We start from the raw sequence: 18,678 nt of genomic DNA on the forward strand, positions 1-18,678 counted from the left end.
GCTCAAAAGCGCGCCAATCTCTCATTCTCTTTCCGGCGGAGGGTCATCCGTCGGCATAATTGTATCAGGCCCATGCCCGTCTTCATAGGGCACACTCTCATGATGCACTTGGGCGAGCCGGTCAACCATGCCAAGCGCGATTTCACGCTCGCCCATGATGACTGTGTCGGCGCCATAGTGCTTCAGCTCATCGACCTCGGCGTCGGAATGGGCGCGGGCGACGATGAGGATCGACGGATTGACGCTGCGCGCCTGCTCGGCGATGCGGCAGGCCTCGAAGGCGTTTGGGATGGCGATGGCAATGCTGCGGGCGCCGGAAAGATTGGCAAGGTCGAGCGTTTCCCGCATCACTGCATTGCCCGCCAGGGTTTCGATACCCTGCACCTTCAGCTCGCCGATGCGCTTGTCGGAGTCCTCAATGACGAGAAAAGGTGTGGCTGACGACTTGAGATTCTGTCCGACGATGCTGCCAACCCGCCCGTAGCCGACGAGAATGGCGTGGCCGCTGAGAGCCGTCGGGTGCACCTCGTCATCTTCAGACGCCATCTCCTCCTGCGCTGCTATCACATCTGCAGCGGGAGCAGGGTCCGCCACGACGTCTTCGCGCTTTGCACCATCCAGCAGCGGCCGCATGCGGTCGCAGAGGAAAAACAGCAGCGGATTGAGGATGATCGAGATGATGGCGCCGGCAAGGATCAGATCGCGGCCTTCCTCCGGCAGCAGCCCCAGTTCGACGCCGAGGGCGGCGAGGATGAAGGAGAATTCGCCAATCTGGCCGAGGCTGGCCGAAATCGTCAGCGCGGTGCCGAGCGGTTTCTTGAAGGCGAGCACGATCAGGAGCGCGGCGACTGACTTGCCGATGACGATGATGAAGATGGTGGCAAGGATCGGCAGCGGTTTGTCGATCAGGATGTTCGGATCGAACAGCATCCCGACAGAGACGAAGAACAGCACGGCAAAGGCGTCGCGCAGCGGCAGGCTTTCCTGTGCTGCGCGATGGCTGAGCTCGCTTTCGGCAAGCACCATGCCGGCAAAGAAGGCGCCGAGCGCCAGCGATACGCCGAAGAGCTTTGCCGCTCCGAAGGCGACGCCGAGCGCGATCGCCAGCACGCCGAGCCGGAAGAGTTCGCGCGAACCGGTATGAGCGATGCGGTGCATCGTCCATGGAATGAGCTTACGGCCGAAGACCAGCATCAGCGCCACGAACAGCGCCACCTTGACCAGCGTCATGGCGATCATGCCGCCGATGCCGAGATCGAGGTCGAACAGCCGGCTCAGCGCGGCCGAGAGCGGCTCGACGGGAGCGTGACCCTCACCGCCGATGCTGGCTGCGGCCGGGATCAGCACCAGCGCCAGCACCATGGCGAGATCCTCGACGATCAGCCAGCCGACGGCGATCCTGCCGCGTTCCGTCTCGACGAGGCGCCGCTCCTGCAGCGCTTTCAAGAGCACAACGGTGGAGGCGACCGAAAGCGCCAGGCCGAAGACCAGACTGCCGCCGGTCGGCCAGCCCATGAAGGCGCCAAGCCCCCAGCCGAGCAGTGTCGCAAAGGCGATCTGCACGATCGCGCCGGGCACGGCGATGCCTCGCACCGATAGCAGGTCTTTCAGGGAGAAGTGCAGCCCGACGCCGAACATCAGCAGAATGACGCCGATTTCGGCCAGCTCCGGCGCAAGGTTCTGATCCGCCACATAACCTGGCGTATGTGGCCCCACAAGCACGCCGGCGATGAGATAACCGACGAGCGGCGGCATCCGCAGCCGATGGGCGAAGGCGCCGAAGATGAAAGCCAACACGAGGCCGCCGACGATTGTCGAAATCAAGGGCGTATCGTGTGGCATTGCTGTCTCCCGATCTGGAAATCCCGTTCGTAATATGACATATATGGTCTATATCGACCAATATGGGCAACTTGAAATCATGGGTCAAGGCGCAAGGGAAACAATTCTCACTCCCCCTCTCTGTCGCGCGGCGCGCGGACTGCTCGACTGGACTCAGACCGATCTTGCCGAGAGGGCTGCCGTCTCGCGCAGCACCATCCGCGATTATGAAGGCCGGCACCACGACATCCACCGCGCGACGGAGGCGCAGCTGCGCCTCGCCTTCGAGGAGGGCGGCGTCAAATTTGTGGAGATCGAAGGGGCGGGCACCGGCCTTTGCCTGCCTGATCCAGCCGGCTGAACCGGCTCAGGGTGCCAGGCAGGTGGCTGAGACCTTGTAGATGGAAAGCGCCTTGCCCTTGTAGTTGCCTTCCGTCGGCTGCCAGTTCTTCAGCACCTCGGGCGTCTCGGTGGCGCAGGTGAAGGGCCCGTCCGTCAGGAAAAGCACCTTGCCGGTGATGTCGGCAGGCAGAGCGAACTCCTGCTCGTAATAGCTCTCCGGAAGGCCCGCGGGCGCTCGCGCATAGATCCTGTAGGTCGCATCGCGGAGCGTATAGAAAAGATCGGCGACCATGTCGCGATTGTCGGTGACGATGATGTCGGTGCCGGCCTGAGCGGCGAGTGCGGCGGCCTCGCGGCTGACTTCGGCGCGGCCGAGATAGCGCTTCATCAGCTCGTCGCCGTTCGGCAGCAGCAATTGATGCGGAAAGATCGTCGCCAGCGGAAAAAGCAGGCTGGCGATGCCGTTGATGGTCAACGACAGCCTGAGCCCCTTCGGCCACATCCGGTAAAGCAGCCAGACGGCAAGGATGGTCCCGGCGACATAGGCGGTCACCGCCCAGTTGGCGTAGGCCTTGGCGACGGTTGCCTGAAGCGTGATGAGCACCACCACCGGCATCGACAGCCAGATCAGCATCTTCTCGCGGTCGTCGCTCCTGCCCTTGATCATGCGATAGACCGCCCAGAGCATCGCGAAGAAGATGATCGGCCCGACGACGCCGAACTGGGCGGAGAAGAATTCAAGCCCGCGACGGACATTGATACCGAGTTCGCTCCAATGGGCGATATCCTGCGTATGCCGCACCGTCGTGTTGTCGTGCTGCAGGTTCCACCACAGGTTCGGCAGGGCGACGACCGCCGCGACCGCGACCGCGATGATGCAATCCCGGATGGCGATGCGCGCCGCCGGAATGAGGAGGAGGGCAAGCGCGCCGCCCGGAACGACGAACAGCACGGCATATTTCGTCAGGAAGGCGAGGCCGACGCTAAGGCCCATGACGAGCGCCAGCCCGACCGAGCGTCGCTGCGTAAGGCCGAAATAGGCAAGCAGCGCGATCGCGATGAAGAACAGCAGGATCACGTCGGTCGAGAAGAACACCGAAGAAAGCGCAACGCCGGGGAGCGTGATGTAGGTGGCGCCCGTCCAGCCTTCGATCTCCGGCCCGACGAAACGTTTTGCCGTCTTCATCAGCACCAGTGCCGCCGCCATGTGGATCAGCGGTCCGAGCAGCCTGATCCAATAGATGGCGTTGGAGCCGGAAAGCTCGGTCATCGCCCGGATCACCCAGGCAATCATCGGCGGCTTGGAATAATATCCGAGATCGAGATTCTGCGACCAGAACCAGTACTGCGCCTCGTCGACGAAAAGGTCCGTCGCATCGAAATTGAGCGTGACGACGCGCCAGAGCGTGAAGCCAAGAACGATGAGGAGACCAGATCTGGGGGACATGAACCGATAGTTCCGCTGACATGAAAGGCGCGAGTGCGATACACCAAAGGTGCCGGACTGCCAACGGGGAAGGGTGGGTCTAGCGCATCGGCCCGAAAATCGGAATCGATCTTCGGAAAGCACGATGCGTAGATTCAAAGTGTTAGAGCGTCCTTTGTGCGTCCGAAAAGACGCACGGCGCTCTAATGCATGTCGCGCAAAACTGTGCAGCGGTTTTGCGACAACAACATGCGGAAAACAGAGAGCTAAATCGCGAGGAGCGAATCCGAAAGAATCGCGATGCGCTTTAGAACACCCGAAGCGCGCGGAGATCGCGGTTTGCAGCGAGAAAATCGAGACGGGCGACGGCGGCAAGCAGCGTCATTGCAATCAAGCAGGAACCCAATCCGAGAACAATCATTGCTCTGTCCTTGTCGACGTCATGTCTTGGTTATCGACCGGCATATAACACGGAGCTTGCGTGTGCCTTGTAGCAGCCGTGCAACTCCGCAGCAGTATTTGCTGTGAACGGCCTTGAATTGCTTCAAAAGCCTGCACCGCGAAAGGCTTATTAACCTTCAAGCAAGGAATTAACCATAAACATTGGGTTACACGTCGGAATGGGAAGATGCACTCGTTCCCACCAGGCATGACGCCGTCCCGCCGTACCGGGTTGATCCGGTATCCATCTCTTCAGACAGCTCCGAAACATAGCTGATCAGGGGGCTCGATCCGCCGGTTGCGACCGGTGGTGAGGACCGTCTCCACGCTTCGCGTTCATCGGATGCTGCGAAAGTTTTTGGCCGGGCCTTTGCCCGGAAAGTGGTTGGGGACAGGCGTTGAGGCAGGATATGCCATCAGATCAGGCTCGTGGCGCGCAGGCAGGCAGCTTGCGCGACCGCCTGCGCTTTGCCGGTCTCGATGCCTACCAGTGCGAGCTGGTGCGCCGCAACCGGCCGGCCCTCGAAGCGCATCTGAAGGCGGGCATCAGGGATCTCTTCCACAGGTTCCAGTCATTCCCCGACGCCTCGCGCAATTTCGAGAGCGAGCGCCAGGTCGACCGCCTGCACGATCTGCAGTCCTCGCATTGGGATGTGCTGACGGATGCGCGGTTCGACAGCCTCTATGCCGAGCGCGTCAAGGTTCTCTCCGATACCGAAAGCAAAATGGGCCTCGACCCGCGCTGGCACGTGGCCGGCCATGCCGTCATGCTGGAGCATGTCGTTTCCGGTCTCGCCGAGGAGATCGCCGGCCGTCCGCTGCTGCCGTCGGCCAAGCGCCGCACCCGCGAAATCTCCGATCTGATGACGGCGATCATCCGCATCGTCATGGTCGATGTGGAAATTGCCGTCTCGCTCCGCTTCAACGCGCTGCGCGCCGGGGAGCAGCGTGCGCTTGCCGAACAGCGCGCCGACAACGAGGCCGAGATCGCCCGGATCTTCGGTGATGTCATCGACGGTCTTTCCGCACGCGACCTGACGCGACGCGCGCCCGTCGACGGCGCCTATGCCGGGATCGCCGCCGCGCTGAACGGCGCGTTGGATGGCCTCCAGGCCGAGTTCACCGCCATCACCGAGCGGACGGTCAAGGCGGAAGCGGCGACGGGCTCGCTTGCCGGTCTGTCGCGGCAGTTCGCCGGCACGGCTTCCGGCCAGGCCGATCGGCTGCTGCTTTCCGCTGCGGCCCTTGCCGGCATCGCCGGCAGTGTGCGCGATGGTGCTGCCGACAGCCGCGCTGCCGAACAGGCGGCCGCCACGACGCGCGCTGCCGTCGAGGAAAGCGGTGAGGTCGTCGGCCGCGCGATCAGCGCGATGGCCGATATCGAGCAGTCGGCCGAAAAGATCGGCCAGATCATCGGTGCGATCGACGAGATCGCCTTCCAGACTAATCTTCTGGCGCTGAATGCCGGTATCGAGGCCGCTCGCGCCGGCGATTCCGGCCGCGGTTTTGCCGTCGTCGCCCAGGAAGTCCGCGCCCTTGCCCAGCGCTCGGCCGAAGCCGCCCGCGAGATCAAGACGCTGGTGACGACGACCAAGGCGCAAGTCGACGCCGGCGTGCAGATGGTCGGCCGCACACAGGATTCGATCGGCAGCATCGTGCGTCAGGTCACCGACATCAACGCCGCCATCGCCGGCATCGCTACTCGAACGGGCGAACATGCCGCCAGCCTCGACAGCGTGACTTCAGACGTCAAGGGCCTGGGTGGCGAAGTGGCGGATAGTGCCGGCCTTGCGGAGCGCTCCGCTGAAGGAGCCGACCACCTCCACACCGTCATTCTCGAACTCGGCCAGACGATTCGCGAATTCCGCATCGCCCGGGAAAATGCCACTGCCGGGCGTCAAGCACCGGTTCGCGTGACACCGCCGCGCGCCATCGAGGTCACTGCCCGTCCGGCACCGGCCGTGGACGAATACGAAAATGACGATTTTGGCCTTCCACAGCCCTTCGCAGGCGTCGGAGGTGGGCGGAATGTTTACTAACCTATCGGATGATTGCCCCAGCTCGTCTTTTCGGGCCGGGGATAAGGGGACAAGGAAAAGCTGATGGCAGCAAAGAAGAGTGGCAAGACGCTGGATTTGACAGCGGTGCTCGACCTCAACGAGGCTTCCGCCTTGCGCGATAAACTCCTCTCCCTCCGGGGTAGCGGTCTTTCGATAGACGCTTCCGGCGTCGAACGAATCGGTGCTCTTTGCGCCCAGGTTCTGATGTCCGCCGAGAAGACCTGGGAGCAGGACAAGCAGCCGTTCACCTTCTCCAAGGTGTCCGACGCATTTCAGAAAACGATGCAGCTGGTTGGCGTCAATATTGACCACCTGCTTGCCAAGGAGATTCGGCAATGAAGAAAAAAGTGCTCACCGTGGATGATTCCCGCACCATCCGAAACATGCTTCTCGTGACGCTGAACAATGCCGGCTTCGAGACGATCCAGGCGGAAGACGGCATCGAGGGCCTCGAGGTTCTCGAAGAGTCCAATCCTGACGTGATCGTGACCGACATCAACATGCCGCGCCTCGACGGTTTCGGCTTCATCGAAGGTGTCCGCCGCAACGAGAAATATCGGGCGATCCCGATCCTGGTCCTGACCACCGAAAGCGACGCGGAAAAGAAGAACCGCGCCCGCCAGGCCGGTGCCACGGGCTGGATCGTCAAGCCTTTCGACCCGGCTAAGCTGATCGATGCCATTGAGCGTGTAACCGCTTAAACCCAGGATTTGCTCCTATGGATATGAACGAAATCAAAGAGATCTTTTTCCAGGAGTGCGAGGAACAGCTCGCCGAGCTGGAATCCGGTCTTCTGAAAATGAATGATGGCGATCGCGATCCGGAAACCGTCAATGCGGTGTTCCGTGCCGTACATTCGATCAAGGGTGGCGCCGGCGCCTTCGGCCTTGACGATCTGGTAGCCTTCGCCCATGTTTTCGAGACCACTCTCGATTGCGTTCGATCCAACAAGCTTGAGCCGAACCAGGATGTCCTGAAGGTGATGCTGAAGTCGGCCGACGTGCTCGCCGACCTGACGAACGCCGCACGCGACGGCGGCAGCGTCGATGAAAGCCGCAGCCGCGGCCTCGTCAAGGAACTCGAGGCGTTGGCTAACGGCGAATTGCCGTCTCCCTCGGCATCGTCCGAAGCGCCGGCGCCGAAGGCCGCCGCAAAGGCTGCTCCGGCCGCTCCGGCGCCGACCCCCAAGCCGACCGACGACAGCGGCTTCCAGCCAGTCCCTTTTTCCTTTGACGATTTTGGCGGCGAGGGCGATGCGGGCGGCATGCCGGCCTATGAAGTCATCTTCAAGCCGCGCTACGAACTCTATTCCAAGGGCAATGACGCCACCCTGCTGCTGCGCGACCTCTCGCGCCTCGGCGAAATGACCATCTACTGCAATACGGATGAGCTGCCGGGCCTCGAGGAACTCGATCCGGAAGGCGCCTATTTCTTCTGGAACGTCACGATCAAGACGGACAAGGGCGAGGACGCTATTCGCACCGTCTTCGAATTCGCCGAGTGGGATTGCGAACTGACGGTGAAGCCGGTCGAAGAAGCAAGGGCGGACGCGACCAGCAACGACGAACTGCCGATGGTGCCGGTCCCCTTCGATCTGTCGATCCTGGACGAAACGGGCGCAACGGAAGAGGTTTCCGCCTCAGACGCGCGGGCCGAGGAGACGGCCGCAGCCGTTGCCGCCGCCGAAACTGCCTCCAACGTCACGCAGATGGCCGCAGCCGCCGCCCGCGTCGAGAAGAAGGAATCGGCAGCCGCCGCAGCGGCCGCAGCAAGTGCTGCCGCCCAGAACAATGCCGCCGGTGCCGGCCAGACGATCCGCGTCGATCTCGACCGTGTCGACCGCCTGATCAACCTCGTCGGCGAATTGGTCATCAACCAGGCGATGCTGTCGCAGAGTGTCATCGAGAATGACACGACCGGCACCTCCTCGATCAATATGGGCCTCGAAGAGCTGCAGCAGCTCACCCGCGAGATCCAGGACTCGGTCATGGCGATCCGCGCGCAGCCGGTGAAGCCGGTGTTCCAGCGCATGTCGCGTATCGTCCGCGAAATCGCCGACATGACCGGCAAATCGATCCGCCTCATCACTGAAGGTGAAAACACCGAAGTCGACAAGACGGTCATCGACAAGCTGGCCGAGCCGCTGACCCACATGATCCGCAACGCCGTCGACCACGGCATCGAAACACCCGAAAAGCGCGCAGCTGCCGGCAAGAACACCGAAGGCACGGTCCGCCTCACCGCCAAGCATCGTTCGGGACGCATCCTGATCGAGCTTGCCGACGACGGCGCCGGCATCAACCGCGAGAAGGTCCGCCAGAAGGCGATCGACAACGACCTCATCCCGGCCGACGCCAACCTGTCGGACGAGGAAATCGACAACCTGATCTTCCTGCCGGGCTTCTCGACGGCCGACAAGATCTCCGACATCTCCGGCCGCGGCGTCGGCATGGACGTCGTCAAGCGCTCGATCCAGGCGCTCGGCGGCCGCATCAACATCACCTCGAAGCCGGGCCACGGTTCGGTCTTCACCATGAGCCTGCCGCTGACGCTCGCCGTCCTCGACGGCATGGTAGTCACCGTCGCCGGCCAGACGCTGGTCGTGCCGCTGACCGCGATCGTCGAAACCCTGCAGCCGGAAGCTGCCGCGATCCATTCCTTCGGTGCCAACCACCGGCTGATCTCGATCCGCAACAGCTTCTGCCCGCTGGTCGATGTCGGCCGCATCCTGAACTTCCGCGCCACCCAGGCCAATCCGGTCGAGGGCGTGGCGCTTCTGGTGGAATCCGAAGGCGGCGGCCAGCGCGCCCTGATGGTCGACGCCATCCAGGGTCAGCGCCAGGTGGTCATCAAGAGCCTGGAAGCGAACTACACCCACGTGCCGGGCATTGCTGCCGCCACAATCCTCGGTGACGGCCGCGTGGCTCTCATCCTCGATGTCGACGCAGTTGTCGGCGCCTCGCGCGGCCAGTCGCTCAAAGCGGAAATGTCGTTAGCAGCGGTGGGCTAAGGGAATGTCGTACACTGTAAAAAATCTGAACGAGGGGGATCGCGAGCTGATCGCGTTCCGCATCGGGGATCAGGAATTTTGCGTGAACATCATGTCGGTTCGCGAAATCCGGGGCTGGACTCCGGCGACCGCGATGCCGCATTCGCCTGGCTATATGCTGGGTGTCATCAACCTGCGCGGTGCGGTGCTGCCGATCATCGATCTTTCGGCCCGGCTCGGCATGAAGCCGGCCGATCCGACCGCCCGTCATGTCATCATCGTCGCCCAGGTCCGGCGTAAGGTCGTCGGCCTCCTGGTCGACGCCGTTTCTGATATCCTGACGGTGACCGACGAAACCATCCAGCCGACGCCCGAGATCTCCTCCGAACTCGAGCGTCAATTTGCCCGCGGCATTCTCGCCATCGAGAAGCGAATGATCTGCCTGATCGAACTCGAATCCCTCTTTCCAGAGACCGAAAGCGAAGCCGCATGAGTGTAATGGGCGCAAAAGATCAGAGACAGGGATCCGACGAGGTCCTGGCGAGCGGAGAATATCCGCTGACGCGCCGCGACCTCACTGAGATCGCCGCAATGATCTATTCGGATGCCGGCATCTTCCTCAACGAGACGAAGGCGTCGCTGGTCTATTCGCGTCTATCGAAGCATATCCGCAATCTCGGTCTGTCCGGCTTTCGGGAATATTGCGACCTCGTCGCTTCGCCAGCGGGTGCTGCGCCGCGGCGCGAGATGCTTTCGCACCTGACCACCAACTTTACCCGCTTCTTCCGCGAGAACCACCATTTCGACCACCTGCGCGACCATGTCCTGCCGGAACTTCTGCAGCGGGCGAGATCGGGCGGCAGGGTGCGCATCTGGTCAGCCGCCTCCTCCGATGGCCAGGAACCCTATTCGATCGCGCTGACGGTGCTGTCGCTGATGCCGAATGTCGCGGACTACGACTTCAAGATCCTGGCAACCGACATCGATCCGAAGATTCTCGCGATCGCCCGGGCCGGCGCCTATGACGAGAGCGCGCTTGAAACCGTGTCGCCTGCCATGCGCAAGCAATGGTTCAGCGAAGTCGAGATACAGGGCCGCAGGAAGTTCCAGGTCGACGACCGCGTGAAGCGGCTGATCACCTACAACGAGCTGAACCTGATGGCGCAATGGCCGTTCAAGGGCAAGTTCGACGTCATCTTCTGCCGCAACGTCGTCATCTATTTCGACGAGCCGACGCAGATGAAGATCTGGCAGCGTTTCGCCGGTCTGCTGCCGGAGGGCGGGCATCTCTATATCGGCCATTCCGAGCGCGTTTCGGGTGAGGCAAAACACGTCTTCGACAATATCGGCATCACGACCTATCGCTATACGGCCAAAGGTCTCGGGAGGAAGGCATGAGCGCTCCGGCAAGAGTTCTCGTTGTTGACGACTCCCCGACGATGCGGGGCCTGATCACCGCCGTGCTGAGTTCCGACCCCGAGGTCAACGTCATCGGCCAGGCCGGCGATGCGCTGGAAGCGCGCGAGGCGATCAAGCGGCTGAACCCCGACGTCGTGACGCTCGACATCGAGATGCCGAACATGAACGGTCTCGATTTCCTCGAAAAGATCATGACGCTGCGTCCGATGCCGGTGATCATGGTATCCACCATGACCCATCGCGGCGCCGAGGCGACGCTCGCGGCGCTGGAGATCGGCGCCTTCGACTGCGTCGGCAAGCCGGCGCCGGGCGAACTCAGGCCGTTTGGCGACCTCGCTGAGAAGGTCAAGGCCGCCGCGCGCACGCAACGCCAGTATTCCCAGCCTGCTGCCGCCGTCGCGCCACCACCCTCGGTCGCCGATTTCCGCGTCGGCCGCAAGATCGTCGCGATCGGCTCGTCGACCGGCGGTGTCGAGGCGCTGATTGCCGTGCTGCAGAAATTTCCGGCGAATTGCCCGCCCACCGTCATCACCCAGCATATGCCGCCGACCTTCACCAAGAGCTTCGCCGAACGGCTGAACCGCCTCTGTGCGCCGGTGGTGCAGGAAGCGACCGATGGTGCCCGTCTCGAAATCGGCAAGATCTATCTGGCGCCCGGCGGCGAGCGTCACCTCCAGGTCAGCAGCGCCTCGGCGCCGTGCTGCCGTCTCATTGACCGGGCACCGGTCAACGGTCACCGCCCCTCGGTGGACGTACTTTTCGATTCGGTCGCGGAACTGGCGGGCCGCAATGCCGTCGGTGTGATTTTGACCGGAATGGGCCGCGATGGCGCCGCCGGATTGTTGAAAATGCGCCACGCCGGCGCCAGAACGCTCGGCCAGAACGAAAAAACCTGTGTCGTTTACGGAATGCCAAGGGTTGCTCACGAACTTGGCGCCGTTGAGCAGCAGCTCCCGCTGTCTGCCATCGGTGAAGAAATATTGAAAATGACAGCCGCCCGAAAGGAAGGGACCGAATAAATGTCGATCGCGGAGAAAATCAAAGTTCTGATCGTCGATGATCAGGTAACGAGCCGGTTGCTGCTCAGCGACGCGCTGACCCAGCTCGGTTTCAAGCAGATCACCTCGGCCGGCGACGGCGAGCAGGGCATGAAGATCATGGCCGAGCAGCCGCACCACCTGGTGATCTCGGACTTCAACATGCCGAAGATGGATGGCATCGGCTTCCTGCAGGCTGTTCGCACCAACCCGAACACCAAGAAGGCGGCCTTCATCATCCTGACCGCCCAGGGCGACCGCGCGCTGGTGCAGAAGGCAGCCCAGCTCGGCGCCAACAACGTGCTCGCCAAGCCGTTCACGATTGAGAAGATGAAAGCGGCCATCGAAGCCGTGTTTGGAGCCCTGAAATGATCACTGAGGGGGCAGCCCGCCGCGTGCACATCATTCAAGGCGAGTACAAGGTTCTGAGCGATCCGAATGCGGTCCTCTCGACCATTCTCGGCTCGTGCGTGGCTGCGTGCCTCAGAGATCCTGTCGCCGGTGTCGGCGGCATGAACCACTTTCTGCTACCCGGTTCGGCGACGTCGCCGACTTCAGGTGGCGATGCAACGCGGTACGGCGTGCATCTGATGGAACTGCTGATCAACGGCCTCCTGAAGCAGGGCGCCCGGCGCGACCGGCTGGAAGCAAAAATCTTCGGCGGCGCGAAGACGATCTCGACATTCTCCAATGTCGGTGAGCAGAACGCGGCCTTCGCCGTGCAGTTCCTGAGGGATGAAGGCATTCCGGTGGTCGGTTCCTCGACCGGTGGAGAGCATGGACGCAAGCTTGAATATTGGCCGGTCTCCGGTCGTGCGCGGCAATACCCCCTGACCGGCGCCGAAACGCAGAGAACTGTCGCTCTCGAGCAGCGTCCCGCCGCTCCGCAGAAGCCCGTCGAAACCAGTATCGAATTTTTTTGATGGCGAGGATTTTCATATGACATTTAACCCGGTGATGGAGCCGCCTGCGCCTGTTGAAGCGCTGAGCGACATCCTGATGCGCATCGTGTCCGAACTGCACGATGTCGCCTATCTCATCGAGCGCATCGAGCCGCAGCTTCTCGAAATCGGCGGCGCCGAAATCCTGAATTCGCCGGATGCCATGAAGGTCATGCAGGGCATTGATCTGGCAGTGCAGAAATCGCGCGGCCTTGCCGAATTTATCGATACCATCACCGGTGAAATCCCGCACGGCTGGGCAGTCGATGTCGCAACCGCGCTCAGCCTCGTCAAGCTGGCAGAGATGCAGAAGGCATTGGGCGGCGCCACACGCCACGGCCATTCCCAGCCATTGAGCAAGGCAGCCGGCGACTTCGATTTCTTCTAAAGCGCGTCGCAATCTTCCAGATTCGCGCCTTGCGCTTTAGGCCCATTTTGCGCATGTCGTTTTCGCAAAACCGCTGCACACTTTTGCGCGACATGCTTTGGAACCTTTTCGGCCCTGCCGTTCTCCACGAAACGCTCGCACAAGTTTCGCCGACTATTCGTCTGATGAGGCAATAAGCCTGCTTTGTCTTTGACGGATCGTGCGAGAACAGAATGAATCTGTTAAATCAATTAGTTCAGATATTTAAGAACTTCGGCGCCTTGGGCCGAACGCGCCTGATGATTCTTGGAGGCGTCGGTGCCGTCTCTATCGCAATCGTCCTTGCTGCTGCCCTTTTCGTCAACAAGCCGGCACAGGAAACGCTCTATGTCGGTCTGGACTCGCCGGATCTCAACCAGATCAGCATGGCGCTTGCCGAAGCCAACATCAATTTCCAGGTCGGCACGGACGGCACCAGCATCAGCGTCCCCGCGGGGATGACGGGCAAGGCCCGCTTGATGCTTGCCGAGCGCGGCCTGCCGAACAGCGCCAATGCCGGTTACGAACTCTTCGACAATGTCGGCTCTCTCGGCCTGACCTCCTTCATGCAGGAGGTGACGCGGGTTCGGGCGCTGGAAGGCGAAATCGCCCGCACCATCCAGTCGATCTCGGGCATAACAGCCGCACGCGTCCACATCGTCATGCCGGAGGTCGGAAACTTCCGGAAGGCGGAGCAGAAACCGACTGCCTCCGTCATGATTCGCGCCAGCGCGACCACCGGGCGCAGCGCAGCGACCTCGATCCGCCACCTCGTCGCCTCGGCTGTGCCGGGGCTTGACGTCGATGACGTGACCATTCTCGATTCCGCCGGCCAGCTGCTCGCTTCCGGCGACGAGGCGAGCAACAGCTCGCTGAACCGCTCGCTCAACATCGTCCAGAACGTTCAGCAGGAAGTCGAATCCAACATCGACAAGGCGCTGGCACCCTTCCTCGGCATGGACAACTTCCGCTCCAGCGTCACCGCCGATCTCAACACGGACGCCCAGCAGATCCAGGAAACGACCTACGATCCCGAATCCAAGGTCGAACGCTCGGTTCGCTCGACGAAGGAAGCCCAGCAGTCACAGCAGAAGCAGTCCGATAGCGCGACGACGGTCGAGCAGAACATTCCGCAGGCGGCCCCCGAGGCCGGCGGTTCCGCCGGGCCTGAATCGCAGGACAAATCCGACAAGCGCGAAGAGCAGACCAACTACGAAATCAACAGCAAGACGACGGCGACGACCCGCAACAGCTATAAGGTCGAGAAGCTTTCGATCGCTGTGGTGGTCAACAAGGGCCGCATCGCCAAGATGGTCGGAGAACCCGCCGACCAGACCAAGGTTGATGCCTATCTTGCCGAAATGCAGAAGATCGTCGCTTCGGCGGCCGGCATCGACGCCAAGCGCGGCGACGTCGTCACCGTCACGGCCATGGACTTCCTCGAAAACCAGCTGCTTGAAGACGCCACCGGTGGCGTCCGCGTCATGGACATGCTGAGCCGCAACCTTGCCGGCATCATCAACTCGCTCGCCTTTGTCGCTGTCGCCTTCGTGGTGGTCTGGATGGGTCTGCGGCCGCTGGTGCGCAGCGTCAGCGGCAACGGCAGCTCCGCGGCTTTCGGCGACGCCACGCCGGAAGCGGCCGGCCTCGAGCTTCCGGACTTCGCGCCTGCATCAGGCGCCGCCGGTGGCGCTCTCATGGACGGCTTCGGGTCCGATTTCGGCTTCGACAGTACCGAAGACCTGCTCAGCCTCGGCGACGACGATGGAAACTTCAATCGGCGCGTCAAGGAAGGCCCGGAACGCAAGCTTTCCCGTATGGTCGAGATCAACGAGGAACGCGCCGCGAAAATCCTCAGGAAATGGGCGATCGACGACGCAGCGTAAAGCAAAGGCCGGGCAACCGGCCTTTTTTCATGTCGGTACCCGAAGCGTGATTCCCCAACCGCTGTTTGCTGAAAAGCAGTGACTGCAGATACGAGAGACCCGGCCTGACATTCAGGGTCGGGAATTCGAATAAGACGATAGACCCGACCACTGAAATGCGGCTGTAGCGCGACATGATGAGATGGACTCGCGTAAAACGCGAAGCAAGTTGCGATACCGCCAGAATCACCTTAGCCTCCTTATATCTTGAAGGCTGGAACGAGTGATCGAATCAGTGCATTGGCGACAGCGAAAGTAAATCCCTAGAAGTCGGAGATGGTGATTTGCATCGGCTGGCTTACCCTTAGGTGATTCGAAATGGGATTCGAGCGGGACTTGAATTGAATCCCTTACAGAAAAATTGCTGTTGCACCGAGTTCGATCGTTTCTCAGCCGCAGGACGTTGCCAATGGATATGAATGTAATTCAGGCGAGCAAAGGCGAGAGGCAGATGGCGAATTTCGCGAGTGCGGTGGTGCCGGATCTGTTGCCGCGCGATGAGCTGCTCCAGCGCCTCCACGGTGTCACCAGCAGCGGCAGGTTGCAGTCTGGCCTGCGCGCACTGACGGACTACGTGGGTGCTTCGCACTACCTTCTGGCGCGCTGCGATCTCCTCCAGGAAAGTGGCCTCGATTTCATCGTTTCGTCCGATTGGCCCTTCGACCTGGTCAGGGACATCGCCAATGATCTGGTCCGCGGCTATGCCCGGTCGACCGAGCTGGAAAGATGCATGCAGGTCTTCCAGCCGAATTTTGCTCTTCTGCCTGACAGTGCCGAAGTTCCGGACGGCGCCAGCCGCCAATATTGTTCGGTGACCTTCAATGTCGGCCGGTCGCGGCTGGCTCTGATGTTCCTGTTCGGCGAGGGATTCATTCTTTCGCCGGAGCGGTTGCGCGATGTCGGTCTGCTTGCAGGTTATGTCGCGAGCTTCCTTCGCTGCGGCGGGACGAGGGTCGATCGCGATTTCGAATTGACGGACCGGGAACTGGAATGCCTGTTCTGGATTGCCGAGGGCAAGACCAGCGACGAGATCGCGATGATCCTCGGAATTTCCCGCAATACCATCAACAACTACATCACCAGTGTGATGCGCAAGACGGCGACCAAGACGCGGTCCGAGGCCATTGCTTTCGCCGTCCGGAATAATCTCGTATAGGGGGATCTATGGGGCACCCATCAGGCAGGACGATGAGCAGCGCTGAGCAGCTGCGCATGGTGCGTGTGAGCAGGATTTCCAGCCGGTCCGATCTTTTTCCGCGGCTGATCGCGATGCAGAAGCTCGTCGATGCGCAAGGATTCGCGATCTTCCGCGTCAGCGGTTCGGGCCTTCCGGCAAAGCAGCGGCTTGTCTGCGAGCTTGAGAACTGGGGACCGTCCAATGCCGGTTTCGGCAAGGCCTTCACGGACGCCTATGGCGATATTCTTCTCGACCATATCGACAAATCGCTGCTGCCGCTTTCATGGGCCGGCAGTTACGACCGTGCGGCACCCGGTCCGGCGGACTTCGCGCCGTTCATGACCCGGCTGCAGGACGGTATTCTGCCTTTCTCCGGACTTGCCTTTCCGGTGCGGCTCGGCGCCGTCGGCAACGGTTTCATCCTTTTTACCGGCGATGAGATCGATCCCTCGAGCGATACCATCGTCGAGCTGCACGGTCGCTGCTGCCATATCATGATGGATCTACTCTCGCTCGACGAACGCCGCACCGCCGCCGCCGAGGCGCTCAGCGAACGCGAGATCGCCTGTCTGCAGCTTGCCGGCGACGGCCGCATCAGCGAAGAGATTGCCGACAAGCTTGGCCTGTCGGTGCACACCGTGAACGCCTATCTCGGCTCGGCGACCATCAAGCTCGATTCCGTCAACCGTATCCAGGCGATCGCCAAGGCAATCCGGCTCGGTTACATCAGCTGAACCCGCGCAGTCCTTACAGCGTCGCGCGTCTTTTCAGACGCGCGACGCTGTAATGCTTTGAATTGCGGTCCAAGGCGATGTGAAAGCTCGGTTGTCTTGAAAGTCCTCAGCCGGCCAGCGACTGAGGCGGCTGGTTCACGCTGTAACGCGCTTCCCGAAGGCTCTTTTTGAGGAAGATGGTGTTCTCGTCAGGATCGGCCGAGGGATCCTGGAAAGCGATATGATTGATCTCGATGCCGGCGTGATCTTCGGCAAGGGTGAGCTGCGCGTAGACGGTGACGCCGCGCGGTTTGATTTCCAGGTCGAGAACGACTTCGGGCTTGCCACCCCACTCCAGCGTATAATTGCCGCCCAGGCCGAAATTCACCGTGCCCGGATGAAAGAAAAGCTCCGCCGCCGAAGCGACGAGATCGGAAAGATTGCCGTAATACTCGAAGCGCAGCAGTGAAATAAGGTCAGAAGCATCCAGAAGGCGCAGTTCAGTGGCGACCGGGCTGATCGCGTCTGCGAGGATCTTTTCACGCTGGGTAGAGTGGGGGCATTTTTTCATTCGGCTTATCTGACCCGTTTGTTCTTGGCGTCTGCGGCGTAGACCCGGTGGATGAGCTCCGCAACCGCCTTATAGAAGACTGACGGGATGACACTATCGATCGAGACTTGCGCAAACATGGAGCGCGCAAGCGGCGGATCCTCGAACACCGGTATGCCGTTCTGCTCGGCAATCTCTCTGATTTTGAGCGCAATAAGGTCCTGACCCTTGGCCAGCACCACCGGCGCATCGTTCTCTTCACGCGCGTAACGCAGCGCCACCGCATAGTGCGTCGGGTTTGCAATCACCAACGTCGCGCGGTGCACGTTGGCGATCATGCGCCGGCGCGCGCGGTCGCGCATCAGCGAGCGCTGCCGGCTCTTGACGAAGGGGTCGCCCTGCGCCTGCTTGTTTTCTTCCTTCACCTCGTGCCGCGTCATCTTCAGCTCGGTGAACCAGTGATGGCGCGTCCAGAAAAGATCGGCGATTGCCACGATCGCGGTGGCGATCAGCATGACGATGATGATCTTGCGCATCGCTGCCATCATTCGCACGAGAATCGTCTGCGGATCGGAGAACATCGCGTCGATCGAGCCGAAATATTCGCTCCTGAGCACGAAGAACAGGATCACCCCGACGACGACGACCTTGAACAGCGACTTTCCGAATTCGACCAGGCCGGGCACGCTGAAGAGCCGTGACCAGCCTTTGATCGGCGAGATACGCGAGGCCTGCGGGCGGATGCGTTCAAGCACCAGTGTCGGCAGATTCTGGAAGACGGAGGAGGCGATGCCGAACACCATGAACAGGATGAAGGCGGGCGCCACCAGCGCCGCACTTGCCCAGCCGAGCCGCCCGAACAGCGCCAGCACATCCGGCCCCGTCTCGATCTTCCATTGATCGGGCTGTTCGAAGATGTCGCGCAGCGTTTCACTCATGCGTCCGACGCTGTCGGGAAGGAAGAATACGAGGTAAATGAAGGTCGCGAGGATCGTCGCAAAGATCGAAAGTTCGCGCGAAGACGGCAAGTTGCCCTTTTCCGCGGCATCGCTTTGCTTTTTCGCGGTTGGGGCTTCTGTTTTGCTGTCCTTGTCATCGTCTGCCAAGTCGCGGCCCTCCGTCAAAGAAATAGGCCGCAGCTAATGCATCCCGCCCAAAAAGGTGCAGCGGTTTTGCGATAACGACAGGCATCAGAACAAAGATCTAAAGCGCGTCGCAGGAACCGAGTTCTATGCGACGCGCTTTAGAGCGCGGTCTATGGCTGGAAGGGTAGTCGCCTGTGGCACGGCGATCAACAGCCGCCTTTCGGCATGCCGGATTTGTCAACAGTCTCGACGTGCCGATGCATGTCGCCTGGAAGTGTGCAGCGGTTTCGGGATAACGACGTGCATAAAACAAGGAACTAAAACGAGTCGCATGAATCAGTTCACT

General features: G+C 61.3%; 18 protein-coding genes. 14 read left to right on the top strand and 4 right to left on the bottom strand.

Features of this window, described 5'->3' with window-relative positions; genetic code table 11:
* Positions 1-21: 21 nt before the first annotated feature.
* Positions 22-1,842: a YbaL family putative K(+) efflux transporter gene (ybaL, locus tag AB8B31_RS01770; RefSeq protein ID WP_130759259.1), complete on the bottom strand. Its 1,821-nt coding sequence runs from the start codon at positions 1,840-1,842 to the stop codon at positions 22-24.
* 34 nt (positions 1,843-1,876) lie between these two features.
* Between ybaL and AB8B31_RS01775 the strand changes: the two genes are divergently transcribed.
* Positions 1,877-2,182: a helix-turn-helix transcriptional regulator gene (locus AB8B31_RS01775; protein ID WP_018244791.1), complete on the top strand. Its 306-nt coding sequence runs from the start codon at positions 1,877-1,879 to the stop codon at positions 2,180-2,182.
* A gap of 6 nt (positions 2,183-2,188) precedes the next feature.
* Here AB8B31_RS01775 and AB8B31_RS01780 read toward each other — a convergent pair whose 3' ends face one another.
* Positions 2,189-3,610 (bottom strand): ArnT family glycosyltransferase, encoded by a 1,422-nt coding sequence (locus AB8B31_RS01780; protein ID WP_131647251.1) that lies wholly within the window; start codon positions 3,608-3,610, stop codon positions 2,189-2,191.
* 830 nt (positions 3,611-4,440) lie between these two features.
* Here AB8B31_RS01780 and AB8B31_RS01785 point away from each other — a divergent pair.
* The 13 genes from AB8B31_RS01785 to visR all read left to right on the top strand — a co-directional run bounded on the left by AB8B31_RS01785 (position 4,441) and on the right by visR (position 16,718).
* Entirely contained in the window at positions 4,441-6,069 is a 1,629-nt protein-coding gene (locus AB8B31_RS01785) for a globin-coupled sensor protein (RefSeq protein WP_131647252.1), read from the top strand.
* 63 nt (positions 6,070-6,132) lie between these two features.
* Positions 6,133-6,429, top strand: a complete 297-nt coding sequence (locus AB8B31_RS01790; protein WP_003545491.1) for an STAS domain-containing protein — start codon at positions 6,133-6,135, stop codon at positions 6,427-6,429.
* A complete protein-coding gene (gene cheY1, locus AB8B31_RS01795; protein ID WP_003545492.1) occupies positions 6,426-6,791 on the top strand; it encodes a chemotaxis response regulator CheY1 in 366 nt (121 codons plus the stop codon). The genes AB8B31_RS01790 and cheY1 overlap by 4 nt, the downstream gene beginning before the upstream one ends.
* 17 nt (positions 6,792-6,808) lie before the next feature.
* Entirely contained in the window at positions 6,809-9,100 is a 2,292-nt protein-coding gene (locus tag AB8B31_RS01800) for a chemotaxis protein CheA (protein ID WP_018244794.1), read from the top strand.
* A gap of 4 nt (positions 9,101-9,104) precedes the next feature.
* Positions 9,105-9,572, top strand: coding sequence for a chemotaxis protein CheW (locus AB8B31_RS01805; RefSeq protein ID WP_131609408.1), 468 nt, complete (start codon positions 9,105-9,107; stop codon positions 9,570-9,572).
* Positions 9,569-10,477 (top strand): protein-glutamate O-methyltransferase CheR, encoded by a 909-nt coding sequence (cheR, locus tag AB8B31_RS01810; protein ID WP_017992932.1) that lies wholly within the window; start codon positions 9,569-9,571, stop codon positions 10,475-10,477. The genes AB8B31_RS01805 and cheR overlap by 4 nt, the downstream gene beginning before the upstream one ends.
* Positions 10,474-11,517, top strand: a complete 1,044-nt coding sequence (cheB, locus tag AB8B31_RS01815; protein ID WP_018445823.1) for a protein-glutamate O-methylesterase CheB — start codon at positions 10,474-10,476, stop codon at positions 11,515-11,517. The genes cheR and cheB overlap by 4 nt, the downstream gene beginning before the upstream one ends.
* Complete coding sequence (locus AB8B31_RS01820) at positions 11,518-11,907, top strand: response regulator (RefSeq protein WP_003556488.1); 390 nt, start codon at positions 11,518-11,520, stop codon at positions 11,905-11,907.
* Positions 11,904-12,458, top strand: a complete 555-nt coding sequence (gene cheD / locus AB8B31_RS01825; RefSeq protein ID WP_018244796.1) for a chemoreceptor glutamine deamidase CheD — start codon at positions 11,904-11,906, stop codon at positions 12,456-12,458. Before AB8B31_RS01820 ends, cheD begins: the two co-directional genes overlap by 4 nt.
* A 16-nt stretch (positions 12,459-12,474) precedes the next feature.
* Positions 12,475-12,864, top strand: coding sequence for a chemotaxis protein CheT (gene cheT / locus AB8B31_RS01830; protein WP_018072555.1), 390 nt, complete (start codon positions 12,475-12,477; stop codon positions 12,862-12,864).
* Positions 12,865-13,076: 212 nt separating this feature from the next.
* The gene (gene fliF, locus AB8B31_RS01835) at positions 13,077-14,768 is read left to right on the top strand and encodes a flagellar basal-body MS-ring/collar protein FliF (RefSeq protein ID WP_018244797.1); all 1,692 of its coding nucleotides are present in this window, start codon (positions 13,077-13,079) and stop codon (positions 14,766-14,768) included.
* A 448-nt stretch (positions 14,769-15,216) separates the two neighbouring features.
* Positions 15,217-15,963, top strand: coding sequence for a transcriptional regulator VisN (gene visN, locus AB8B31_RS01840; protein ID WP_028734030.1), 747 nt, complete (start codon positions 15,217-15,219; stop codon positions 15,961-15,963).
* A gap of 8 nt (positions 15,964-15,971) precedes the next feature.
* Positions 15,972-16,718, top strand: coding sequence for a transcriptional regulator VisR (gene visR, locus AB8B31_RS01845; RefSeq protein WP_131609406.1), 747 nt, complete (start codon positions 15,972-15,974; stop codon positions 16,716-16,718).
* A gap of 106 nt (positions 16,719-16,824) precedes the next feature.
* Here the strand turns inward: visR and AB8B31_RS01850 are convergent, their stop codons facing one another.
* Both AB8B31_RS01850 and flhB read right to left on the bottom strand, forming a co-directional pair.
* The gene (locus tag AB8B31_RS01850; RefSeq protein WP_130715626.1) at positions 16,825-17,268 is read right to left on the bottom strand and encodes a hypothetical protein; all 444 of its coding nucleotides are present in this window, start codon (positions 17,266-17,268) and stop codon (positions 16,825-16,827) included.
* A gap of 5 nt (positions 17,269-17,273) precedes the next feature.
* A complete protein-coding gene (gene flhB / locus AB8B31_RS01855; protein WP_018445817.1) occupies positions 17,274-18,353 on the bottom strand; it encodes a flagellar biosynthesis protein FlhB in 1,080 nt (359 codons plus the stop codon).
* Positions 18,354-18,678 lie beyond the last annotated feature (325 nt).

Source organism: Rhizobium sp. 62_C5_N11_2, assembly GCF_051811185.1.
Taxonomy (GTDB): Bacteria; Pseudomonadota; Alphaproteobacteria; order Rhizobiales; family Rhizobiaceae; genus Rhizobium; species Rhizobium leguminosarum.

Excerpts from the sequence above, each read along its gene's own strand:
- ybaL (WP_130759259.1), bottom strand. The coding sequence starts at position 1,842 with ATGCCACACGATACGCCCTTGATTTCGACAATCGTCGGCGGCCTCGTG.
- AB8B31_RS01775 (WP_018244791.1), top strand. The coding sequence starts at position 1,877 with ATGACATATATGGTCTATATCGACCAATATGGGCAACTTGAAATCATG.
- AB8B31_RS01780 (WP_131647251.1), bottom strand. The coding sequence starts at position 3,610 with ATGTCCCCCAGATCTGGTCTCCTCATCGTTCTTGGCTTCACGCTCTGG.
- AB8B31_RS01785 (WP_131647252.1), top strand. The coding sequence starts at position 4,441 with ATGCCATCAGATCAGGCTCGTGGCGCGCAGGCAGGCAGCTTGCGCGAC.
- AB8B31_RS01790 (WP_003545491.1), top strand. The coding sequence starts at position 6,133 with ATGGCAGCAAAGAAGAGTGGCAAGACGCTGGATTTGACAGCGGTGCTC.
- cheY1 (WP_003545492.1), top strand. The coding sequence starts at position 6,426 with ATGAAGAAAAAAGTGCTCACCGTGGATGATTCCCGCACCATCCGAAAC.
- AB8B31_RS01800 (WP_018244794.1), top strand. The coding sequence starts at position 6,809 with ATGGATATGAACGAAATCAAAGAGATCTTTTTCCAGGAGTGCGAGGAA.
- AB8B31_RS01805 (WP_131609408.1), top strand. The coding sequence starts at position 9,105 with ATGTCGTACACTGTAAAAAATCTGAACGAGGGGGATCGCGAGCTGATC.
- cheR (WP_017992932.1), top strand. The coding sequence starts at position 9,569 with ATGAGTGTAATGGGCGCAAAAGATCAGAGACAGGGATCCGACGAGGTC.
- cheB (WP_018445823.1), top strand. The coding sequence starts at position 10,474 with ATGAGCGCTCCGGCAAGAGTTCTCGTTGTTGACGACTCCCCGACGATG.
- AB8B31_RS01820 (WP_003556488.1), top strand. The coding sequence starts at position 11,518 with ATGTCGATCGCGGAGAAAATCAAAGTTCTGATCGTCGATGATCAGGTA.
- cheD (WP_018244796.1), top strand. The coding sequence starts at position 11,904 with ATGATCACTGAGGGGGCAGCCCGCCGCGTGCACATCATTCAAGGCGAG.
- cheT (WP_018072555.1), top strand. The coding sequence starts at position 12,475 with ATGACATTTAACCCGGTGATGGAGCCGCCTGCGCCTGTTGAAGCGCTG.
- fliF (WP_018244797.1), top strand. The coding sequence starts at position 13,077 with ATGAATCTGTTAAATCAATTAGTTCAGATATTTAAGAACTTCGGCGCC.
- visN (WP_028734030.1), top strand. The coding sequence starts at position 15,217 with ATGGATATGAATGTAATTCAGGCGAGCAAAGGCGAGAGGCAGATGGCG.
- visR (WP_131609406.1), top strand. The coding sequence starts at position 15,972 with ATGGGGCACCCATCAGGCAGGACGATGAGCAGCGCTGAGCAGCTGCGC.
- AB8B31_RS01850 (WP_130715626.1), bottom strand. The coding sequence starts at position 17,268 with ATGAAAAAATGCCCCCACTCTACCCAGCGTGAAAAGATCCTCGCAGAC.